Raw genomic sequence first — 22,124 nt, forward strand, 5'->3', positions numbered from 1 at the left:
CTAACTCAATCCTCAACCCGACTTTTTGAGCGCCTTTTTCACCAACTCTGGAATTTGGGAAGGGCGCTCTGCTATTGGAATTTTCGCTTGCTTGAAAGCGGCAATTTTTCGGTTTTCAGGTGTCTGTTCGGCGGCAAGTTCAGCCTGTGGAGAAGCGAGCATCGCTTCCTGACGCCAAAAACCAAGTGCATTCCCTGGGCCTAAAAGTTTTTCTTGTGGAAGCAAGCGACCGACAAAATATACAATTACTGGCTTATCAAGTGTAGCAACGATGTATTCTGCTGCCGCCTGTTCATCACTAGAACTGGTATGGCTGATATGGCTGACTAAAACAATGACCTTCGTGTTTTTATCTGCTGCCAAAATTTCCAGCCATTGTACGACAGAAGATCCGACAAACGGCTCGCTGCCAATACTGACAGCAATCGACTGACCATAACCGGCTCGTGTCATTTCCCCGGCTACTTCGTAGGTGAGATTGCCGCTGCGGCTGAGCAGCCCCACCGATCCAGGACTATAAAATTCAGGTTCATGAGTGCCTAGTAAAACCTTGCCTGGAACAATAATCCCAGCACTGCTGGGACCGACGATGAGAGTTTGAGTCGCCTCTGCCTTTCTGAGCAGCCGAACCATATCCAGGGGAGGTATCCCACCCGTAATCAGAATAATTTGTCGGATACCTGCTGCGATCGCTTCTAGCGCAGCATCAAGCGCCGCGTAAGGTCGTACAAAGATAATGCTAATGTCAACCGCTCCGACCGACTGTATCGCCTGCTCTACCAGGTCGAACACCGGAATGCCATCCAGCGTTTGCCCTCCCTGACCGGCACTGACCCCAGCTACTACCTTCGTGCCGTAAGCTGTCATTCGGGCAGTGTAGGTTGACGCAAGTGGTTCTGCGATGCCTTGTATCAGGATTTTACTGTCTGGCGTTAACTTCATGATCCTTTACCAAAGTCTATTTTCCATGCAACGTTCGTGCGCGAACAGCACATGAGGTCTAATAACAAATGTCGGTATCTAACATCTCCCATACATCTATATCAGGTTGAGATGAGCGAGTCAGGTTGACAGGAGCAAGCCAACGTCCTGAATGTAACTTTAATGCCAAGCAAAGCAGCATGAAAGCTCGACCGCTAAAACAACCTTGCCTCACGATTTGGTGCTGGGAGTCCCGGATCTACTTTTAGCTGCTGCTTTGGCTAGGGAAATCGCTTGCTCAACAGCGTCATCCAGATTATCACTCCAGTGTACGGGCATCGTCGCTAGAGGCTCTTGGCTTTTGTCGAGTTCGCCACCTGCTAAGCGGACAACAAATTGGGGAAGCAGGGTGAGAAATTCTGGTCTGCGATCGCCGATCCGGGTGCGAGAGTCCTTGGGGCTGGGTGTACTAACCCGTCGAGTCATTCGCTGCGGATGCTCTGTCATTTCATTAACTTTTCGTTGCAGATATGAATCAATCACTGCAACGACTTCCTGACTCGCTGCGGTATTGCCCAAAATATTAACCAGCAATACTTTAATATTTTTATTTTGAGTGAGACGCTCCAGCGCTTGTTCGAGCTGTTCTCTCCAAGATGCGGGTGTCAAATTTCCACTTGTCTCCTCACCCACAATTAGGCAAAGTCTCGGCTTACCGCCAGCGCTGTAAACCAAATCCACCATTGCCATCGCCAAGCTGGTGCCGTTACAGAGAATCCCAATATTACCATCTCGATTCAGCCAGTTCTGAATGGGTAGAAACTTACCGGGATCGATGTCTGTAGGCGTTTCCTTCGCGATATCGGACTGAGGCATTTTTGCCGCTAGAGAAGCCAAAGCAGGATGCCGTCTAAGAGCAGCATCATTGACTGTAATTTTGCCATCTAAAGCCATCAATTCGCCTGTAGGACTTACACCTAGGGGATTGATTTCTACTCCATCTAAATCGTTTTGGATAAACAGATGGTACATCTTTTCGATAACGGTGCTAACTGACTGGATCAAGGAACCTTGGAGTCCCATTTTCAGGGTCAGATGGCGGGCATAAAAGGAGGAAAATTCTTGGTCAACAACAACTTGCTGAAGAAGCTCCATCACCGCTTCCAAGTTCATGCCTCCTTGTGAGGAACCTAGCAGCACCGGGCGACGAAGGTCGTAGTCTAGGGTGACGGCTAGATAAAATTCACGAGTAGCATCGTATTTTGCTTCTGCTAGAAGCACTTGGGGATATTCACCCAGAATCGGCAAATTAAAAATCGTCCGTGCTGCCGCGATCGCATCGATGGTATTTTCTGCAAATCGAATTCCACCCGCTCTACCCCGTCCACCAGCACGCACTTGCGATTTTAGGACAACCGGGTAAGGAATTTGCAAACCCTTGAGGTCTCTGGAATTATCAATTCGTTGAGAAGGCAAAACGGGAATGCCCATCTCCCGAAATAATTCTTTAGCTTGATATTCTAGTAAATCCATGAATGGCAATTTAAGGATGAGGGATGGGGAATGGGGAATGGTAATTGAGAAAAAAGGGATTCGTTATTCGGCAGTCGCAGCAAACCAAAGACGAATGGCTAACGATAATGACGAGTGACAATTACCCAATCCCGATTACCCCTGTTTCTGACGACTTTGCCAGTCTTTGGCGACTTTATCAATTCCATAGAAACGCTGCCAAAAGGCATCAACCGCCCTGGTAGGCAACACTTTGTTCATTAAAAACAGTAGAATATCTCCCCCAGTAGCAGCCACGTAGCGGGGATGAGGGTGACGGTCGGTGAGCGATCGCACAACCACTTTAGCAACCCGTTCGGAAGTCCAAGCTCGACTACTGGTTCGTTCCTCTAGTCCTTCTAGCCGCTCAAAAGCAGCCCGGTAAGGTGTATCTTGTGGAGTTGATATCGCTTGCTCAACCCGTTGCGCTGCTACCGCGAAAAACTCCGTACTGACTGGCCCTGGTTCAATCACGCTGACTTTGATATTGAATGGAGCCAGTTCCATCCGAAGTGCATCGCTAATTCCTTCCAAAGCAAATTTAGAGGAACTATATAACCCTCCAAAGGGAAACGCAAGCCGTCCGCCTAGAGAACTAATATTAACGATCCGTCCACCCCCTTGGTCCCGCATTCCTGGAATTAAAGCTTGAATTAAGGCAAGCGGGCCGAGTAAATTGACCTGAAACTGCCGCTGCACCGCCTCAAATGGAATCAACTCTACTGGTCCCATCTGTCCATATCCGGCATTATTGACCAAGGCATCCACGCGCCCAAAATGGTCGATCGTTTTAGTTGCCAAAGCTTTAGCCTGCTCAACTTGAGAGATATCGGTGGGAACAACCAGCACATCAGCACCCGCTTTGCGGCAGAAAGTTGCGACTTCCTCCAATTTTTCCTGGTTTCGAGCTGCTAAGACGAGCCGGATTCCCAACGACTGAGTCGCTAAAACTTGCGCCAGAGCAGCGCCAATCCCAGTAGAAGCTCCTGTAATTAGGATGACTTGTTCAGATAGCGGTGGAGTATCGATCTTCATAACTTGAGTTCAGTAGGCTAACACCTTAGCCGCGTGCCCGTACAGTTGTTAATGGTAAGCCCTAGCATTGCAAGCAATAGCCAATTCGCTGTAGCCAAGACAAATTTTTAGATTTTTGATTAGATTTTTTAATTATTGCAAGCACTACTGATGCGATTCCTCTGCTTGAAAGTAGAAAATTGAGCAAGCTTTTTAGCTGTCCTGCCTCAAAATGGAAGAAAGTGAAACGGAGGGTGTTGCTGGATGGAAACAGTAGCCCGCGAAAGCGAATTAGAGGTACTGGGGCGAATTCTACAAAATCGCCTTTACTCGGCATTACCGGAGAAGGTTCCCTTTCAAGTTCGGTGTGCCTTACCGCAGGAAGCGTTAATTATTTTGACGCAACACCCAGCGGATTTTCTGCCTGACCCGCAACGAACCTTTAGAACGTTAGAGCAAACTCTCAAAAGTCTGCAACCGGAATTTGCCCGTCAAGTCCAGCTGTATCTAAGAGTAGTCGGGCAAAAGCAACCCTATGCTTTCCATGCCTTCAGTGTCGATCCGCCTGTTGTGTCAACGTCAACTGTGCCAACGTCAACTGTGTCAAGGTCAACGACTGCTCTCGCTGATGAGACATCTGTTATCGAGGAGACAATCCCAAATTCGACAGAAGTCAAAAATCCGCCCAAAAAATTGAGGCGCAAGGAGACAATTCCGGAAAATCTCCCCAGCGAGACACCAGCAGCGGCAGATGACAGCATTGGAGTGGATACCGATTCGGCAGAAATCGGCTCAGCACCGACAATTGATGAATCTTCCTCCCTTCCCGCCGATGAACTCAGTTTAGAGCCGGATGATTCGCCGGGGGAGGTTAAAACCGAAGCACCACCGACTTCACTGGTTGGTAAACTACAGCGATTGCCATTGCCGGTACTGTTGGCAAGCGCGGGAGTAAGTTTATTGACGTTTCTGCTCACTCTCTATGCCTTGACACGTCCCTGCGTCATCGGAACTTGTACGCCGCTACTCACGGCACAAGCGTTGAGCCAGGAGGCATCTGCAACCCTTCAAAGACCAAAATCTGGGCAAGAAATATTAGAAGCAAGAGAGAAACAACAAGAGGCAATCCGCCTTTTGAAGCTGATTCCATTCTGGTCTGGTTCTTATTCCGAAGCTCAGAAGCAATTAAACGACAATTCGCAGCAAGCCGAATTGCTCGATCAGCTGGTAATGGCTTTGAGTAAAGGTTCGGCGGCGGCTAGACAGAGCCAAAATCCTCCCCATTCAGCGACAGAATGGTTAGAAATTCAGAAGCTATGGCGAGAAGCGATCGCGCTTTTGGAACCCGTGCCCAAAAATAGCACGGTCTACCAACTGGCTCAGCAGAAAATTAAGGATTATCGAATAAATTTAGCCGCGATTAACGGGCGAGTGAATGCCGAACGACAGGCGCTTAAAAACCTCGACGCTGCAAAAGAAGGGCTTCAGGTAGCAGAAGCCCGTGAAGGAGTGGCGAATTCGATCGCCACTTGGCGGCTGGCTGAAATGAACTGGGAGATGGCAATCAATCGGCTCAAGGCGATTCCTGTCGGCACGACTTCCCGCCCGGAGGCGCAGCAACTGCTGGCGACGAATCTGCCCAAATTGTCAGCAGCACGCGATCGCAAAAACAAAGAACAAATTGCTGCTAACGCCTACAATTTTGCTCAAACCCTCGCACGTAATGCCAAAAATTACGAACAGCGCAACCAATGGACATTAGCGGTGCTGAACTGGCGCAATGCAATCGTTAACATTCAAAAAATCCCCAGAGGTACTTTTTTCTACAATCAAGGCGATTCCCTAATGAGTTCTTATAAAGCCGAACTCAGGCAAGCAGAAATCCAACTAGGGTATGCCAGCCTGCTCCAAAAAGCGAGTACCGATCTTATTAAAACCTGCGCTGGAACGCCGAAAGTCTGCGAATACACTGTCACCAGTCAGCTTATCAGAGTTCAGCTGACACCCGCTTATATGCAGATGGTGACGCAAACCGTAAACGCCGCACAATTGAGGGGAGATTCTAATGCTCAAGCTGGTATAGCCGCTCATTTGCGAACGCTAGGAGATGCACTGGAAGCGATTAGCGATAACGCCCGTATTCCTCTTGAACTCTATACTCCAGATGGTTCGTTGATTAACAAATATCCTAAAGTTAGCTAGGAATAAAAGTCTCACATTAGGGTCGGTTATGTTTTCTGTCCCAACCCACCAAATCCTGAGGTTGGGTTAGCTTTTGCTGTTGCTACTTATACCATTTCACTTTTGTGCTGCTACACTTACTGCTTCGTCTTCCTTCCCAGTTGAGCGGATCAAATGTGTAGCATCATCAAGGGAAATTAGGATTACATCTTGCATTTGTCAAACCAATAAACAACAGATGCAAAGTCGTAATAAAACTGGGCAAGATTTGAGTTAAACTCCCTAGTATTTTTTTTAAGAAAACTCGTTTTTTATTTTTAATGATTCTTGAGTTGGGCTTCGCTAGTAAAAAACTGGCGGCAAAGCCCTTGAGTGACTAATAAAGTTGTCACTAAGTTGGTAAAAGCAAGCATAAACATAATTAAAATTTGGTAGGATGCAGCATTCAGCGGGTCAACACCACTCAATAATTGACCTGTGATAATTCCTGGTAGTGTCACGACTCCAACAACCATCATTTGGTTCAGAGTGGGAATCAAACCGGCGCGGATGGAATCTTTGCGGTACTGTGCAACCGCCTGTTGTGGCGTTGCACCTAAGCTCAGGTGGGTTTCAATTTCGGCGCGACTAGCGTTGACGGTGCTGCTCAAACGTTCGCCTGCGATCGCTGCTCCATTCATCGCATTTCCGAGTACAATTCCCGCTAAGGGAATCAGGTACTGGGGTTCATACCAAATGGGCGGTTGAAGGATCAACAAAGTGGTGTAACTCAATGTCAGGGCGCTACTCACCAAAATCGACCCCCACACCACGGGCAATACTTGGGGAATTTTTTTGCCGATGCGATTGCGAGCAACAATTGCGGCAATGCTCAGCATCACCATCAAAAGTGCCAAAACTGCCCAAGGATTTTTCCAGGCGAAGACGAAGGCTAATACATATCCAACGCCCAACAGCTGGATAATAGTGCGACCAGTCGCGATCGCCAATTGCCCTTCTAATCCGAGTTGTTGAATCCTGGATAAACCAATGGCAACTGCCATCATGCCCAACGCCAAGACAAGGTCTGTAAAGTTCAGTGCGATTAAAGAATCCACAGTTCAAAATGAGGTCTTGCTTTCTCCCTAATTCTGCCAGGGTTGAGGAAGTTTTGATTGCGGAGGGCGGAGGGCGGAGGGCGGAGGGCGGAGGACTGAGGACTGAGGACTGAGGACTGAGTGCTGAGGAGTTAGGAGTTAGGAGTTAGGACTGAGTGAAAATAGGAATGCTCCCCTTGTCCTCTGTGGGTCTGCTTCGTTTTCCTGTTATCGTCCCTCTATCTGCCAAATTCTGCGAAACAATTTTGTAAGTTCGGCATTCTGAATCAAAAAGGATGGTGAGGCGTGGATTCCCTTTCTGAGCAAAATTTGGTTCTATGTAGATAAAAATTTGTGGTGTCAACGAGTGAATAATATTCCCCCCCTAGACCTGTCGCGGCAGTACAAAATTATCAGTGAAGAAGTGAATGCAGCCGTTCTAGGCATCTTGGCTTCTGGTCGTTATATTGGTGGTCCTTCGGTTGCAGGCTTCGAGCAACAGTTTGCAGCTTACACAGGCGTTTCAGAGTGTGTAGCGTGTAACTCTGGTACAGATGCCCTCTATCTAGCTCTCAGGGCTTTACAGATTGGGCCGGGGGATGAGGTAATTACGACGCCGTTCACCTTTATTGCCACTGCTGAAGTAATTAGCGTGGTGGGGGCGACGCCGGTTTTTGTTGATATTGATGCCCAAACGTTTAATTTCAATATCGACCAGCTGCAAAAGGCGATTACCGCTAAAACTTGCGCCATTATCCCAGTTCACCTGTTTGGGCAGCCGGTAGATATGACGACAGTGATGGACGTAGCACAGGCTCATAATCTAGCGGTGATTGAAGACTGTGCCCAAGCCACAGGCGCTGAGTGGGCAGGATCTAGAGTTGGCAGCATCGGGCATATTGGCTGCTTTAGTTTCTTTCCGACTAAGAATCTGGGTGCTTGTGGGGATGGCGGTGCGGTGACGACGAACGATCCAGCGATCGCTTCTGCTATACGGATGCTGCGGGAGCATGGAATGCGCGATCGCTACCATCATGAAGCAACTGGCATTAATAGCCGCTTGGATGCTCTACAAGCCGCCATTCTGCAAATTAAACTGCGTTATCTGGATACGTGGAATGACCTGCGTCGCTCGGTTGCACAGCAGTACCACCGATTGTTAGAGCCGGTGCCTGGGGTGGTGAAGCCGCAAGAAACGCCAGGAGGTCGCTGTGTCTGGAATCAATACACGATTCGCCTCACCCAATCTAGTAACGGCAGCTATCGGGACGAGGTTCGCAATCAGCTACAGCAGCAAGGCGTTAGTTCGATGGTTTACTATCCCTTGCCTTTACACCTACAGCCGGTCTACAAGAATTTAGGCTATAAATCTGGGGACTTCCCTGTGGTAGAGCAAGTCTGTCACGAGGTTTTGGCCTTGCCCATGTTCCCAGAACTTTCTCTGGAGGAACAGGAGCAAGTGGTTTACAGCTTGAAAGACTGCTTGGGATAAGTTTTGAGTTTTGAATTTTGAGTTTTGAGGGTCGATTTATTAACCTCGATTTCTGGCGTAGGGGCATAGCACTGCCATGTCCCTACAGAACGTGAATCAGTGTAAGTTTTTTAATCCACGTTCCTTAGCCAAGATTTATTCAAAATTCAAAACTCATCACTCATCACTCATCACTCCGACCGCTTAGGGATTACGCATGAATACGTTCGCGGCTGACCGTGGATAGCGCTTCCACCAAGCTACGAACAGCTGCTACCATCGCGACTTCACTGTTGAGTTGGTTGATGGCAGAACCGACGCCGACACCCGCAGCACCGGCAGCGATCGCCATCGGTGCGGTAACGCTGGAAATCCCGGAAGCACACAGGACTGGAACGGAAACAGCGCGGGAAATTTCGTAAGCTGCTGCTAAGGTAGGAGCCGCTTTTTCAATCAGTCCCAGCGTACCGGCATGAGTCGGGGTTGAGGAAGTGCCTCCTTCGGTTTGGATAATATCGGCACCGGCTTTTACCAATGCTTCTGCGAGTTGAACTTGCCGATCTAGCTCCAGAATATGGGGCACGGTGACAGACAAGGTAATATTTGGCAGCAGCGATCGCGTTGCTTGCGTCAGCGCCAACACTTCTTCTGCTTCAAACCGCCGTCCCTGCGCGTAAAAACTATCAAAGTTGCCGATCTCAATCAAATCCGCTCCAGCTTCCACTGCGATCGCAAACAGTTCTGGTTCTACTGCTGATACACAAATTGGCAAACTTGTCAACTGACGAGCCAACCGCACCAAATTAGGTTCTGCGGCAATATCGACGAAAGTAGCACCGCCTAAGTCGGCTGCCTTAACGGTGGCAGCAACTCGCTCCGGATTGAAGTTATTCAATCCGGTAATAATTTTTAAAGCACGACCTTGGTCAAAGACACGCTGTAGTGTAGTATTCATGGTCATAAGCCCGATTCGGCTCGCAAATTTTGCATCTTAATTGTACAGACCGAATCATCCGGTCTCTACATTCAGAACGATCTACCTGGGAATATTACTGCGGAAGGTTGTGCATCCCCGCTGATTGCCATACCATCAGGAAATAAAAATTACGCTCTGCTTTTTATCACAACTGGGATCTAGACTAGGAGCATAGCGCAGATCCTGCCCCCCTCCTGCCCTCCTCCTGCCAGTGACGGTCATGAATTTTCCACCCACAAATCTGTCAACTTTTCACTCAGATGTTTTACAGCAAACTGAACTAGGGCAGCTGTGTGGTACCGAGCAGTTGTTCCGCGATCGCTATGAGATCCTGCGAATGTTGGGAAGAGGTGGCTTTGGTATCACCTTTTTAGCCAGAGATGCCAACTTGCCAGGCGATCCTTTGTGCGTGATTAAGCAGCTGTGTCCCAAGTTTAGCGATCCGATTGGACTGCAAACAGCGCGGAAACGCTTCGAGCAAGAAGCAAGAACCCTCAGTAAGTTGGGCAGCCATTCCCAAATTCCTATGCTGCTAGATTACTTTGTAAACGAGGGAGAATTCTATTTAGTTCAGGAATATGTACGAGGGTATACCCTCGCACGCTTGGTGCGGCGCGGAGGTCCCTTATCGGAAGAGGGCGTTAAATATTTCCTCCGTCAAATCCTGCCATTGTTGCAGTACATCCACGGCAATAATGTAATTCACCGGGATATTAAGCCCCAGAACATCATCCGTTGCCAGGACGATGGGAGGCTGGTGCTGATTGACTTTGGAGCTGTCAAAGAGGAGATGGTTCCTTTAAGCGATACAGGAGGTCAGAAGCAAACCACCCAGTTTATCGGCACGGTTGGATTTGCACCGCCGGAACAATTTTCACTGCGTCCTGTTTATGCCAGCGATATTTATTCGTTAGGCGTAACGTGTCTTTACTTGTTGAGTGGGAAAGCGCCGCTAGAATTTGATAGCGATCGCTCTACGGGTGAGATTCAGTGGCAGGACACGATATCAGTCAGTAAAGACTTTGGCAAAATTCTCAACAGAATGCTGAAAATCTCTTTGCGCGAACGTTATCAATCTGCAACAGCGATTATGCAGGCATTTGGCTGGGAATCGCCTCAAGACAATTTAGCGCAGTTTATGACAACTCAGCGTCCTTCAGGGAAAGATTCAGATAAGAAAAAATCAGAAGCAAATTCACCAAATTATGTTTCTCCTACCGCCAGAACAGCGATCGCGCTTCGAGACTGGAAAGCTAGGTGGCAGGCAAAGCAACGAGATCATCAGAAAAGACCCCGTCATAGCATCATTAGCAGTTCTGGTAACTCAGGACTTTAGAAATTGGTAGTGGAAAAATTATAGTTGGTTATTACACCATTGCTCGACAAAGGCTTTCGCTTTTGGGCCGAAGTTTCCTATTGGGTGCAGCAGTTTATTTCCTGAGAGTGAAAGCCCAAACAAGATGCCAATATTCCTTTCAGATATCTTCTAAAAAATTATTTTCCTAAAGATAGAAAAAAGGGGAACGGTTGCTTATATAGCAATCCCATTTAAGTGGCGGACTAGCGGTTCATATCCTCGAATTCTCTAAGAATTCGAGGATATCACCTTCATGAATCGTTTAGGCTCGCTGCATTATCTCGGTCTATTATTAATTGATAAAATATAAAAAGTTGTTTTAGATTTCTCAAGCTTACAGAGGGAAACATTTAGCTCAATCAAGCGTCTAATTTAGTAAAAAGTTTGAGAGCGAGCTGATATCAATTCACCTGTTTAAGCGCTACACTTCAGTTTCTTATTATCTCTCTTTCTTCTAGCGTAGCCGCACTCCCATCTCAGGGGATGAGGTATCTGATGTGTATCGCCAAAGACCCAAGAAAAATCTTATGAAAATAATTTGTTTTAGATCATAATCATTAACCATAGAAAAGCCAATGAGGTTGTGAAAGTTATTTAAAATGGCACTCAATCAAAAAAGCTTTAGTCACGAAAATAACTTAGAAATCATGTGGCAGCTTAACAAACTGGCATCCCCTTGATGAAGCTTGCTACTTAGAAAGCTCAAAATCAGTTTTATAAGTTATTTCCTCGTCAAAAAATGATTGGTGAGGGTATTTCTATGAGTAAAAAAATGGGAATCAATACCCAACCGCTTTAGCAAGTTAATCCTGAAAGCAGTAAAAGCAAACAAGCAGGATTTGCACTGGTTCCGGCAAAGATAAGGCATTGAAAACGTAGGAACTTGGAATATCGAACAGGAGGGGAGAATGAAACCTTATCAAATTTTAATAATATGCGCGATCGCTATAGGAGCGATTGCAGGTTCCACTTTAGCAACGATTAGCTACCGCAACAGCCAAGCACCACAACCCACAACTGAAGTTCCATCTCCTCCAGCGACAACGGAGACACTAGAACCGAAAATACCCCCGTCTGTGGCGGTATCGCCCCCACCGTATACGCCGCCGACTCCAAAACCAACTGGGACTCAAACAACTCCGCCAGACAAAAGTTCGTTTTCTCAGTTTCGCGTGCGTCTTTTAGATGCCATTAGTCGGCGGGATGCTAATTTTATTCGCACGCTTGTCACCTCAGAAACTGAATGGAACTATGGCGGTACGCTCAATTTGGACAGCTACAACATTGATGACAAAAATTCTAAATTTTGGGCATATATGGATAAGGCACTTAGTTTAGGTTGTGCTACCGACAATCAGGCAAAAGTGGCGAACAAAGAACCGGGATCTGATGTTTGGGTGTGTCCAGATATCGCAAAAGCACTGGAGTCAATTCGCCCAGATAAACCGAATGTTGGACAACTGGCAATTTTAGGACAAAATGTGAATGTCCGTGCAAACCCTGGGGCAGGTAGCAAAGTTGTGGGGGTTGTGTCTTACGATTTTGTAGGGTTTGATGGCAACACCTTTAACAGCCTACCAGAGCAGATGCAGAAAGAGGTGAAGGAAAAGGTTATCGATGGTTGGACGCCAGTGAAACTCGGGAATGGTAAAAAAGGTTGGGTTCTCAACCGCTATGTGTACGATTCAGAAACCGATTACCGCGTCAGTTTTGTGCGGACTCGCGGACAATGGCGACTACGTTACTTCTTGCCAGGAAATGGGAATTAAGCGATCGCAATTTCTGAAATCAACAGGTTAATCCACAGCCAAAGTCTTCGTCAAATTTCTGGGGCGGTCAACATCCAATCCCCGATGAACAGCCGCGTAATAGGCTAAGAGTTGCAGCGGAATAACTGTCAGGATCGGAGAAAGTAATTCGTCCGCCTCCGGGACAGTCAATACCCGATCAAAGATGCCTGTAATTTCTGGATTGTTTGTGGATGTCACCCCAATGAGCTGAACCCCCCTTGCTTTTGCTTTTTGGGCATTAGCAAGGATTTTTTCGTACACAGTTCCGGGCATCGCGATCGCTACTACAGTCACAGAAGAATCTAGCATCGCTATCGGGCCATGCAAAAACTCTCCAGCATGATAACCTGTTGCGTGGATATAGCTAGTTTCTTTCAGTTTTAGTGCTGCTTCTAGAGTGATAGGAAAATTAATCCCGCGCCCTAAAATAATGCAGTTTTGGGTATGGGTAAAATCTTTGGCTAGCTGCTCGATGACGTGCTTTTGGCTTTGTAAAATTAAATCAATTTGATCGGGGATTCGGTGCAATTGCGTGAGGATTTGATGCAGGCGATCGCTCGATAGAGTTTGACGGCAGTATGCTACATCAAGCGCCCAACAGTAAAACGCTATCAACTGAGCGACAAAGGTTTTGGTGGCAGCGATCGCTACTTCACTTCCTGCCAAAGTATGAATTGTACGATCTACCAGCTTTTCTAAGGAACTTCCCGCCTGATTGGTAATTCCTAAAAATCGAGTTTCACCAGAACAATGCTGTTTTTCTATTTCTAAGGCAGCGAGAGTATCTGCGGTTTCTCCAGATTGGGTAACGCCAACAATGAGAGTATTCGGAGTTGCAGGCGATGGTGCATCCCGAAATTCTGAGGCATAGTGTACGCTTGTTGGCACTTTAGCCACTTGCTCTAATAGATATTTACCTACCAAGCTGGCATGAAGACTACTGCCACAAGCAAGAATTTTAATCTGGTCTATACCATCGTAAAAGTTGGATGATAAACCTAAGTTTAGAGGTTGTTGAGTCAATTCAAGTCGTGGCTGTTGATCGTTGAAACGAATTTCTGAGAAAGCCTCTAAACAAGTTCGGACAACTTCTGATTGCTCATGGATTTCCTTGAGCATGAAGTGGGAAAATACCTTTTCTTTAGGAGAATTCACGCTGCACTAGAAATGTTAATTGGATTGGCTGCTGCCGATAGGAGCTAGAGCCTCCTATCAGCAGTATTCCCGGACTTAGTTGGGGAAGAAGGAAAAATAACCTACCCTTAAAAGGAAATTGCTCCCTGTTCTAGGTTCCTATGCCCTACTACGAACAGTTTAGCGATGGGGAAATAACTTCGGCTCTGTCGCTGAATTTGTAGCTGCCTGGTTAGAGGTAGGTGGTGAAGCCGATGAAGTTGAGCGCAACTCTTGATAGAAACCAAGAACTTTTTCTGTATAAGGGCCGGTTTCGTTGCTGTTATAGCGGGTCGGATCGCCCGTCATCCACCAGGAAGCCGCCCGTTGTACCGCTACCACCTCATTGTTGCCACTCGCCTGAAACTCGTCCCGCAACACGTCGCGCATGACACACACCAGAATGCTTCGTGCGGTTACGGGACTGCTTTCAAATTGCGCTGGTGTTAGTTCCCGATTGATACATTGTTGTGACCAGCCGGGTATATTGTCTGGTTTAACTTGCCACTCGCTGTACAGTCCATCATCAGCGGTGCCAGTTTGCGGTGCTGCCCGTCGTAACGCTTCCACCAGTGCCCCTACATGGGTATCAGAAATCTTTGCTGAATTGGTAGCCGCCGCCGTTGTGACAGGGGGTTTTGCGGGTGGCTGGTTTGAGGTGGGTGATGGTGATGGCGTGGGAGTTGGAGTTGGTTTAGCCGCTGGTTGGGTAGCAGGTTTGGGTGGGGTTGAGGCAGGCGGTACTGCGGATGAAGTTGAACGCGACTGCTGGTAAAAACCAGAAACTTTTTGGATGTAGGAAGCGATGTCTTTACTGTTATAGCGGGTGGGATCGCCTGTCATCCACCAAGCAGCCGCCCGTTGTACCGCTACGGATTCATTGTTACCCGCCGCTTGATACTGTTGGCGAAGAATATTGCCCATGATGCACTCTACAACTTTCCGTGCGGTGGCGGGATTTGCTTCAAATTCCGCTGTGCTTAGGGCACGTCCGGTGCATTGTTTTGACCAGCGGGGAATGTTGTTTAGTTTGATTTGCCAGTCGCTGTAGAGTCCATCGTCCTGTTTTCCGGTTTGGGGTGCTGCCTTCCTGAGCGCTTCTGCGAATGCCGCTACTTTAGCATCTGTTATCTGTGCTTGAGCGGGCAGTGCTGACAGCCCAACGCTGAGGATTGCTCCCCACAGTAACCACTGTAATCGCATGGCTTGCGTCCTACGAACTTAAAACTCTTTTTTATCCTAAGTGCTATTCAATGATGCGCGATCGCTCTTAGCTATGAGAATGCGCTGAGAATGCGATCGCGGCCCTTGCTTCAAAATGAGAGGATATCTTGGGATAATCGGTGGTCGAAAAATCCTCAACCAGCATGAGCAAACGACGCAAAATTTCCTGGAAGCGATCGCTCAGTGCCATTGCCCTTAGTCTGGTGCTGTTGTCTCTGGGACTCTATGGTGTCTTCTATGGCGTTTCGTGTCTCAGTCGTCCACCCCGCACCGACGTTCAGCAACCGCTATTTCAAGGTATCGTTTATCGGCGCATTCCCCGCTCAACACCGCGCCCCCTAACGATCCACGTTGTCACTATCGACCTAAAAGCGCCAGGAATTGGGGTGTTAGTAACGCCAGGAAAACCCACCCAAGGAAAAGAAACCGTAGCACAAACGACCAGTGACTTTTTGCGGGAATTTAACTTGCAATTGGCAATCAATGGTAGCTTTTTTTACCCATTCCAAGAGCAATGGCTGTTATATTATCCCCACAGTGGCGAACCCGTGAACGTATTGGGGCAGGCGATTTCTAACGGCGTCACCTACTCTGCGTTTGAGCGAGGCTGGCCCGTTTTGTGTTTTTCTCAGGATAATCGTGCCCAAATCAGCAAGGCGAGTTGTCCTGCGGATACGGCTCAAGCTTTGGCAGGCGGCGAAATCATCATCGAACGCGGCAACTTAGTGGTGATGAAAGATAACCGCGATCAAAAAAAGTTATTTCCGCGCACAGTGGTTGCGACTGATGAAAGCGGCGAGAAATTGTGGTTAATTCTGGTTGATGGTCGCCAGCGTTTCTATAGTGAGGGTGTCAGTATAATTGAGCTGCAAAATATTCTTGCCGAGTTGGGTGTTTATCGGGCGCTGAACTTGGATGGCGGCGGTTCGACAACGCTGGTGGTAGCGCGTCGTGGAGAGAAGCCTAGCGAAGTGTTAGGAGCATCGCTCAATTCACCGATTCATACTCGAATCCCCATGCGACAGCGCCCAGTGGCGAACCATCTGGGCTTTTATGCGCGACCGATAAGAATTAAAAATTAAAAATAAACAATCTTATTTTTTAATTTTTAATTTTGCATTTTTTAATTTACCTGCACAATCATCCCTTCACGGGCAAGGAACGAACCCGGCGAGACTTCTTGAACTTGTGTCTCAATTTGATCGAGAAAGTCATCGCTGTGGTTCGGTTCGTGGTGAAAAATTGCCAACCGCTTGACGCCTGCTGCCTGCGCTACTTTCACCCCTTCCTGCCAAGTAGAGTGTCCCCAGCCGACTTTGGGAGATTTGGGGTTGTTATACTCCTCATCGGTGTACATGGCATCGTAAATCAAGACATCGGCTTCGCGGGCTAAGTGCAGCACATTTTCATCTGGACGATCCGGCAAATGTTCCGTATCCGTACAGTAGAAGACTGTGTGCCCCTGCCACGTCACCCGATATCCCATCGCGCCGTTGGGATGGTTCAGCGGGCCGGTTTCAATGGTGATATCATCCACCTGAAAGGTATCGCCACAAATTAACTCGTAAAACTTCAAGTCAGCTTCCATGCCTTGCAGTGGCACTGGAGAATTTGAGTGCATCACGCGATCGCAGAAATGCTGTTTCATGGAGTCTGCATCTGGTGGCACTGCCCCATAAATGTGGAAGCAATTGCCTTCCATAAAAGCTGGCTTAAAAAACGGTACTCCTTGAATATGATCCCAGTGGTAGTGAGTAAAAAACATATAAGCTTCTACTGACTGCTGCTGGTTTATCAAATCCTTAGATAGAAGACGCAAGCCGGTGCCGCCATCAAAGATCAGGCGTTTTCCACCAATTTGCATTTCTATACAAGAAGTATTGCCACCGTAGCGAACGGTATCTTTTCCAGGGGAGGGGATACTGCCTCGCACACCCCAAAACTGAAGCAAAAACTCGGAAGAAGGGCTGGTTTCCATTTCACTCTCAAGGCTTTAAAGTACCGCACTGACCCTGATGGCGTAGCAAATGATCGCAAAGCACCAAAGCCACCATTGCCTCTACCATAGGCACCGCTCTGGGCAAAACGCAAGGGTCGTGACGCCCCTTAGCTGCTAGTATAGTCTCTTCACCCTCGCGGGTCACGGTGCGCTGTTCTTTGCGAATGGTGGCTGTTGGTTTAAATGCCACCCGAAGAATAATATTTTCTCCGTTGGAGATGCCCCCCTGAATCCCGCCGGAACGGTTCGTTTTGGTGCGAATTTCGCCACTTTCGTCAATCGAGAATTCGTCATTATGCTCGCTGCCCGATAACAAAGTACCGGCAAAACCAGAGCCAATTTCAAATCCCTTACTTGCTGGTAGAGACATGACACCTTTAGCCAGGTCTGCTTCCAGCTTATCAAATACTGGCGAACCTAGCCCTTTGGGTAGATGACGGGCAACACATTCTACAACTCCACCGATAGAGTCGCCTTCTCGCCCTACCTGCTCAATTTTTTCAATCATCCGCTCTGCACATTCGGCATCGGGACAGCGGACAATATTACTTTCTACTTGTTCTAAAGTGACAGTATTGGGATCGACAACGCCTTCTAAGTCTTTGATGCGCTTGACATAGGCGATGATTTCAACTCCAGCAACTTGATGAAGGACTTTTTTAGCGATCGCGCCAGCAGCTACCCGTCCAATTGTCTCCCGCGCTGAGGATCTGCCGCCACCTTGCCAGTTGCGAATGCCATATTTAGCATCGTAAGTCGCATCAGCATGAGAAGGACGATATTTCTGCGCCATCTCATCATAATCTTGGGGGCGAGTGTCCTTGTTTCGCACCAAAATTGCGATTGGCGTTCCCAAGGTTTTGCCTTCAAATACGCCGGAAAGAATTTCGCAGGTGTCAGCTTCTTTGCGCGGTGTGACGATTTTACTTTGTCCCGGACGCCGCCGATCGAGTTCTACCTGAATTTCTTCGGCAGAAATTTCCAATTGCGGTGGACACCCATCGATAATCACCCCGACACCGCCGCCGTGGGATTCGCCAAATGTAGTGATGCGAAATAGATGCCCGAAGGTATTGCCCATAATACTTAAGGAGGATGCATAGCGATTTGTATCTTAACAGCGATCGCTATTCAGGTGGGGAGCGATCGCGCATCTCGCTGCAACTGTTTTTATTTAAACGAACCGCCAAGACGCAGAGAACGCAGAGGTAAGAGTAGAGAGAAGCGATCGCTTGTACCACGCTTATTTTTTCAGTTCCTCTATCTGTCCATCAGCATTCACACGCACTCCAGCACGCCTGCTAACGTTATAAAGCGCTTGGTAGATGGCATTCCGCAAAAACTCGTCTTGTGTAGATTCCATTACTGATGTCATTTCTCGCAGAGCCTTGACTGTTTCTAGGTCATCTCCTACTTTCGCAATTGCAGTAATGATTCCAATTTGCCCTAATTCATCAATGCCGTACTTCTTGCGTTCAGCAAGTAGCTCTCGTAGATCGGGCAGCAATGCTTTGGTAGCAAAGTTTTGCATGGAGAGTAATAACATTCCTTTGCCAACATCAAAAAATGTTATCTGCACCTGCCCACGAGCTATGGCTAATACTTGATGAGCTATTTCCTCAGGCTTATACTCATATAGGGCGTTAATGATTTCAATTATTGACGGTTTTCCCTGGTTTTTTAAAGTTATCTTCTCTTTTAATTTTTCTATCAAAATCTGCTTTACAGAATTATCACCGAAGCCGTTGAGAACACGAGTTATCCTCCTCCACAAATAGCCTGACTGACTGTAATTTCCCAATTTCAGGCTGGGTGGCACAACTTGGTTTTCTAAAGCATTACGAAGATGGGGGATGCTTTCCCTCACTCCCCAAGTTCCAAGTGTTGCTGCTATGCCCACTCTGACACCGTCGTTGATGTCTTGGCTTTCGAGAATTTCCATCAAGGAATCTTTTGCAGTTTCTTGCAGACCTTCAAGAGATTCCGTCAACAGCCACCTTACTTGCCAGTCAATTGTTTCATCCCTAAGCTTTTCTAAGATTGGATTAGTCAAAGATGGATCGTTTAGGTCTTTTAGAGCTTGGGCAATTTCTGACTTAATCTTTAGGTCAGTAGTTGTATCCAAAAACATATCTAGAAGTGAAGAAGCAACCTTTTTATCACCTATCTTGCCCAAAGCTTGAATAATTTGTCCCCTAGTATTGGGTTCTTTCTCGATCTCTAGCAGGTCTCGCAGACTATCAACTGCAAACGTTGCTTTTAAAGCACCAAGCGCCCCTACAATGCTCAAGTGAACCAATGAATCCAGTTCGAGGTGATTGTTCAAGAGTCCCAGCAAGCTTTGAGCCACGCTCCGATCGCCGATATCCCCAAAGGCTTTGGCAATGCTCTCGCGGCGATCTGATGGCTCGATACTTTTGTCTGTCAGCATCTCCAGCAATTCGTTGATAAGGGCTTTGTCACCAATCTCGATCAAAACTCTAGCTGCCCGATCCCAATCGAATTCGTAGGGCGAGGTTAGCAGCAAATTTTTAACATCGGCAATAATGCGATCGCGCAAACCATTCATCAGAATTTGAGGAGTACCTGCCAGACAACGTTCTGCTAAGAGCAAATCGCTGTGGAAACGGTCATCGTTCGCCGCTAAGTTACCTTCTGGTAATTCTGGTAAACCTGTGGAATGTCCCAAGATACCCAGCAACAGTGGTGTGGCATCCTTTAACATCTCAGACAGCAGCAGGATGACTTCTTCCCACCAAGGCTCGTGGCGATGAACAATAACCTCTGACAACGCAGCTGCACCGTTGTCCTTAACTGCTAGGGCTGCAAAATATTCTTGAAATGTCAAATGCACAAACCCATACCATCCATGCGCTTGCACCTTCAGCAGCCCATGCTGAGCAGCAATTTCATCCAAGATGGCTTTGTTGTCTTCTCGCGGGATATTTATCGTTGGCAAGAAATCGGCAATCAACTCCAGCAACTCATCTTCGGGGAAGTAGCGTTTTCCTGACTTGTGGAAATGCCAAGCCACCTCCTTCAAAAGATTGCGTTTGCCATCTGTACTAAACTGGCTGAATCGCTTGATGTCTCGATGGGAATCCCACTCTTTCAGTAACACTGTTAGGCATCGTTTGTATAACTCAGCGCGACGCTCCGGCAATTCTAAATCTTCTTGGTAAACAATGGCAATCAGGGAGAGGAGCAGCGGGTTCGCTGCCAGTATCTGCATTCGCAAATTCTTTTCCAGTGCTTGCCGTAGTCCTTCAGCCTTATCGGAGTTTGATTTAAACCAAAGATTGACAAACTCCTGAATCTGCTCCCAACTGAAATCCAGCACTTCCAGCGTCTGAAATCCTTTCAATCCTCCGCGCCAGCCAGCTTTTCGACAAGTTACCACAATGGGAGCAGCAGAAAACAGCGTCGCTAGTCGATTAATTTCATCAGCCACCTGCTTGTAAGCGGCTTGAGCCTCCTCCTGAGTCCCACCACCCAGCACCTCATCGAGTCCATCTAACAACAGCGCGGCTTTGCCATCATCTAGCTGTTGCTCTAGGTAAGGGAGAGCATTGCTAAAGCCATAGCGCTTCTCCCACTCATCAGCTATGAAATCGAGCAAATCATTTTTCTTGCTTTCTACAAATTTGCCTAGTTCCACATAAACAGGCAAATAGGGCAATTTTGGTTCAGCCTGTTTAGCCATTTGGAGGGCTAAATACCGCTGCATCGTAGTTTTGCCAGCACCCGGATCGCCCAACACCACTATGCGTCGGAATTTCACCAAGGTATCTTCTGGAGAGAGGGCAATTTCTGCTTGTTTTACTATGTGTACCTGGGAGCGTCGCAGCAGTTGGCTGGGTTCTCCTGCTGCCAGTGGTGCCATTTCTTCGTCTTTGGCATAGCGCAGGGTTTCTTCTTCCCGCACTTGCATCTGCACGTAAATGCTCTCTAAGTTCAGAGTAGACGGCACGTTAGGCAAGTCGGAAATACTCAGATGACAGAGTTCGTGCTTCAGTTTTTCGCGGTAGGCTTTAGCGCATTCCTCGGCAATCAATACTTGTTTGGCATTGGCTTGTTCTTCCCGTTTTGCTGCTTCCTCAGCTTCTTCCGCCTGTCGCTGCTTTTGTTGTTCTATTTCCCAAGTTTTCAGTTCCAGGGTATTTTCATGCTTAAATTCCTCCAACTCCCATTGAGCCTTTAGCTTTTCTCGCTCCAGTTCTTGTTGAGCCTTTAGCTTCTCTTGCTCCAAGTCCTTTTGCAATTGCATTTTCTGTCGTTCTAGCTGATGATTTTTTCTCAACTGCCACAATGCAAATCCACCAGCTATGAAAGCGACTGTGATACTCGCCCAAAACGCAATCCAACTGCCAGCAATGCTTGGCACTGAAGTGGAGGTTGGTGAAGCAACTGTGCTGGGTGACTGTGAAGGCGGGGGCGTTTGTGTGGGTGAGGCGGCTGGATTGTTTGTACCAGCAGGCTTTGGTGCGGGAGAAGATTTCGCAGTAGGTGAGGCGACTGGACTGGCTGCGGGTGGTTTTGGATTTTGGGCAACACTCGTACTTGCCAGTAAAAAGCTAAATAAGACTGTACTAGAAGCAAAAACGCGCTTTTGATTTCCCGGCTTCATAATCTTTGGAGGTTGCTCGCGATCGCTTTCTTGACCAATCTAGCTCTTCTGATGATATGGACGGGACAGCCCATTTAGACGATAGCCGAAATATGGTTTTGGCGCGATCGCTTCCTCTGCGTCTTTTGCGTTCTCTTTCTCCTCAAACAAAAAAACGCCCCTCCTAACGGAAGAGCGTTTTTATTTTATAGAGACGAGATATATCGTGTCTCTAGCGATTAACCATTGATGCTAGGAGCCATCAGAGCCACTGGGGTGGACTCACCGGCTGCCAAGTCGAGGGGGAAGTTGTGAGCGTTGCGCTCGTGCATCACTTCCATACCCAGGTTGGCGCGGTTGATGACATCTGCCCAAGTGTTGATGACCCGACCTTGGCTGTCAATCACTGACTGGTTGAAGTTGAAACCATTCAGGTTGAATGCCATCGTGCTGATTCCCAAAGAGGTGAACCAGATGCCGACGACGGGCCATGCACCTAACAAGAAGTGCAAGGAACGGCTGTTGTTGAAGGAAGCGTATTGGAAGATTAACCGACCGAAGTAGCCGTGGGCTGCCACGATGTTGTAGGTTTCTTCTTCTTGACCGAATTTGTAACCGTAGTTCTGAGATTCGGTTTCGGTGGTTTCACGCACCAAGGAGGAGGTCACGAGTGAACCGTGCATGGCGGAGAACAGGGCACCCCCGAAGACACCGGCTACACCGAGTTGGTGGAAGGGGTGCATCAGGATGTTGTGCTCGGCTTGGAACACGATCATGAAGTTGAA

At 47.7% G+C, this 22,124-nt stretch carries 16 protein-coding genes and 1 pseudogene; 6 read left to right on the forward strand and 11 right to left on the reverse strand.

Annotated features, from left to right (window positions below; translation table 11 throughout):
• Positions 1-12: 12 nt before the first annotated feature.
• From NDI44_RS24915 to NDI44_RS24925, 3 genes are all read right to left on the reverse strand, one after another.
• The gene (locus tag NDI44_RS24915; RefSeq protein WP_190414307.1) at positions 13-942 is read right to left on the reverse strand and encodes a CoA-binding protein; all 930 of its coding nucleotides are present in this window, start codon (positions 940-942) and stop codon (positions 13-15) included.
• A gap of 210 nt (positions 943-1,152) precedes the next feature.
• Entirely contained in the window at positions 1,153-2,454 is a 1,302-nt protein-coding gene (locus tag NDI44_RS24920; RefSeq protein WP_190414309.1) for an ATP-grasp domain-containing protein, read from the reverse strand.
• A 135-nt stretch (positions 2,455-2,589) separates the two neighbouring features.
• The gene (locus tag NDI44_RS24925; protein ID WP_190414311.1) at positions 2,590-3,507 is read right to left on the reverse strand and encodes an SDR family oxidoreductase; all 918 of its coding nucleotides are present in this window, start codon (positions 3,505-3,507) and stop codon (positions 2,590-2,592) included.
• 243 nt (positions 3,508-3,750) lie between these two features.
• Here NDI44_RS24925 and NDI44_RS24930 point away from each other — a divergent pair, with 243 nt between their 5' ends.
• On the forward strand, positions 3,751-5,688 hold the full coding sequence (locus tag NDI44_RS24930; protein WP_190414313.1) for a hypothetical protein: 1,938 nt from the start codon (positions 3,751-3,753) through the stop codon (positions 5,686-5,688).
• Between the two features lie 296 nt (positions 5,689-5,984).
• Here NDI44_RS24930 and fetB read toward each other — a convergent pair whose 3' ends face one another.
• The gene (fetB, locus tag NDI44_RS24935) at positions 5,985-6,764 is read right to left on the reverse strand and encodes an iron export ABC transporter permease subunit FetB (protein ID WP_190414315.1); all 780 of its coding nucleotides are present in this window, start codon (positions 6,762-6,764) and stop codon (positions 5,985-5,987) included.
• A 346-nt stretch (positions 6,765-7,110) separates the two neighbouring features.
• On the opposite strand from fetB, the gene NDI44_RS24940 reads away from it, so the two are divergent.
• Positions 7,111-8,235 (forward strand): aminotransferase class I/II-fold pyridoxal phosphate-dependent enzyme, encoded by a 1,125-nt coding sequence (locus NDI44_RS24940; RefSeq protein ID WP_190414317.1) that lies wholly within the window; start codon positions 7,111-7,113, stop codon positions 8,233-8,235.
• 190 nt (positions 8,236-8,425) lie between these two features.
• Here NDI44_RS24940 and NDI44_RS24945 read toward each other — a convergent pair whose 3' ends face one another.
• Positions 8,426-9,175: a DUF561 domain-containing protein gene (locus tag NDI44_RS24945; RefSeq protein WP_190414319.1), complete on the reverse strand. Its 750-nt coding sequence runs from the start codon at positions 9,173-9,175 to the stop codon at positions 8,426-8,428.
• 235 nt (positions 9,176-9,410) lie between these two features.
• On the opposite strand from NDI44_RS24945, the gene NDI44_RS24950 reads away from it, so the two are divergent.
• Positions 9,411-10,526 (forward strand): serine/threonine-protein kinase, encoded by a 1,116-nt coding sequence (locus NDI44_RS24950; RefSeq protein WP_190414321.1) that lies wholly within the window; start codon positions 9,411-9,413, stop codon positions 10,524-10,526.
• A 929-nt stretch (positions 10,527-11,455) separates the two neighbouring features.
• Positions 11,456-12,316 carry an SH3 domain-containing protein gene (locus NDI44_RS24955; RefSeq protein WP_190414323.1) on the forward strand — a complete coding sequence of 287 codons (861 nt, stop codon included), beginning with the start codon at positions 11,456-11,458 and terminating at the stop codon, positions 12,314-12,316.
• Between the two features lie 27 nt (positions 12,317-12,343).
• Here the strand turns inward: NDI44_RS24955 and NDI44_RS24960 are convergent, their stop codons facing one another.
• Both NDI44_RS24960 and NDI44_RS24965 read right to left on the reverse strand, forming a co-directional pair.
• Positions 12,344-13,492 carry an isomerizing glutamine--fructose-6-phosphate transaminase gene (locus NDI44_RS24960; protein ID WP_339380736.1) on the reverse strand — a complete coding sequence of 383 codons (1,149 nt, stop codon included), beginning with the start codon at positions 13,490-13,492 and terminating at the stop codon, positions 12,344-12,346.
• 159 nt (positions 13,493-13,651) lie between these two features.
• Positions 13,652-14,713: a hypothetical protein gene (locus NDI44_RS24965; protein WP_242037124.1), complete on the reverse strand. Its 1,062-nt coding sequence runs from the start codon at positions 14,711-14,713 to the stop codon at positions 13,652-13,654.
• A gap of 164 nt (positions 14,714-14,877) precedes the next feature.
• Here NDI44_RS24965 and NDI44_RS24970 point away from each other — a divergent pair, with 164 nt between their 5' ends.
• Positions 14,878-15,816, forward strand: coding sequence for a phosphodiester glycosidase family protein (locus NDI44_RS24970; protein ID WP_190414326.1), 939 nt, complete (start codon positions 14,878-14,880; stop codon positions 15,814-15,816).
• Positions 15,817-15,857: 41 nt separating this feature from the next.
• Here NDI44_RS24970 and NDI44_RS24975 read toward each other — a convergent pair whose 3' ends face one another.
• The 3 genes from NDI44_RS24975 to NDI44_RS24985 all read right to left on the reverse strand — a co-directional run bounded on the left by NDI44_RS24975 (position 15,858) and on the right by NDI44_RS24985 (position 21,000).
• Positions 15,858-16,712: an MBL fold metallo-hydrolase gene (locus NDI44_RS24975; RefSeq protein WP_190414328.1), complete on the reverse strand. Its 855-nt coding sequence runs from the start codon at positions 16,710-16,712 to the stop codon at positions 15,858-15,860.
• A gap of 7 nt (positions 16,713-16,719) precedes the next feature.
• Entirely contained in the window at positions 16,720-17,814 is a 1,095-nt protein-coding gene (gene aroC / locus NDI44_RS24980) for a chorismate synthase (RefSeq protein WP_190414330.1), read from the reverse strand.
• A 162-nt stretch (positions 17,815-17,976) separates the two neighbouring features.
• On the reverse strand, positions 17,977-21,000 hold the full coding sequence (locus NDI44_RS24985; RefSeq protein ID WP_190414332.1) for a HEAT repeat domain-containing protein: 3,024 nt from the start codon (positions 20,998-21,000) through the stop codon (positions 17,977-17,979).
• 58 nt (positions 21,001-21,058) lie between these two features.
• Here NDI44_RS24985 and NDI44_RS24990 point away from each other — a divergent pair, with 58 nt between their 5' ends.
• Positions 21,059-21,346 (forward strand): hypothetical protein, encoded by a 288-nt coding sequence (locus tag NDI44_RS24990; RefSeq protein WP_190414334.1) that lies wholly within the window; start codon positions 21,059-21,061, stop codon positions 21,344-21,346.
• A 232-nt stretch (positions 21,347-21,578) separates the two neighbouring features.
• On the opposite strand, the pseudogene NDI44_RS24995 reads toward NDI44_RS24990, so the two are convergent.
• A pseudogene (locus NDI44_RS24995) lies at positions 21,579-22,124 on the reverse strand (photosystem II q(b) protein); the annotation flags it as partial.

Origin of the sequence: Trichocoleus sp. DQ-A3, from assembly GCF_039961975.1 — a bacterium.
In the GTDB taxonomy this organism is placed as follows: Bacteria; Cyanobacteriota; Cyanobacteriia; order Cyanobacteriales; family FACHB-T130; genus FACHB-T130.

Excerpts from the sequence above, each read along its gene's own strand:
- NDI44_RS24915 (WP_190414307.1), bottom strand. The coding sequence starts at position 942 with ATGAAGTTAACGCCAGACAGTAAAATCCTGATACAAGGCATCGCAGAA.
- NDI44_RS24970 (WP_190414326.1), top strand. The coding sequence starts at position 14,878 with ATGAGCAAACGACGCAAAATTTCCTGGAAGCGATCGCTCAGTGCCATT.
- NDI44_RS24945 (WP_190414319.1), bottom strand. The coding sequence starts at position 9,175 with ATGACCATGAATACTACACTACAGCGTGTCTTTGACCAAGGTCGTGCT.
- NDI44_RS24930 (WP_190414313.1), top strand. The coding sequence starts at position 3,751 with ATGGAAACAGTAGCCCGCGAAAGCGAATTAGAGGTACTGGGGCGAATT.
- NDI44_RS24990 (WP_190414334.1), top strand. The coding sequence starts at position 21,059 with ATGAAAGCGACTGTGATACTCGCCCAAAACGCAATCCAACTGCCAGCA.
- NDI44_RS24985 (WP_190414332.1), bottom strand. The coding sequence starts at position 21,000 with ATGCAATTGCAAAAGGACTTGGAGCAAGAGAAGCTAAAGGCTCAACAA.
- aroC (WP_190414330.1), bottom strand. The coding sequence starts at position 17,814 with ATGGGCAATACCTTCGGGCATCTATTTCGCATCACTACATTTGGCGAA.
- NDI44_RS24975 (WP_190414328.1), bottom strand. The coding sequence starts at position 16,712 with ATGGAAACCAGCCCTTCTTCCGAGTTTTTGCTTCAGTTTTGGGGTGTG.
- NDI44_RS24955 (WP_190414323.1), top strand. The coding sequence starts at position 11,456 with ATGAAACCTTATCAAATTTTAATAATATGCGCGATCGCTATAGGAGCG.
- NDI44_RS24950 (WP_190414321.1), top strand. The coding sequence starts at position 9,411 with ATGAATTTTCCACCCACAAATCTGTCAACTTTTCACTCAGATGTTTTA.
- NDI44_RS24920 (WP_190414309.1), bottom strand. The coding sequence starts at position 2,454 with ATGGATTTACTAGAATATCAAGCTAAAGAATTATTTCGGGAGATGGGC.
- NDI44_RS24965 (WP_242037124.1), bottom strand. The coding sequence starts at position 14,713 with ATGCGATTACAGTGGTTACTGTGGGGAGCAATCCTCAGCGTTGGGCTG.
- NDI44_RS24925 (WP_190414311.1), bottom strand. The coding sequence starts at position 3,507 with ATGAAGATCGATACTCCACCGCTATCTGAACAAGTCATCCTAATTACA.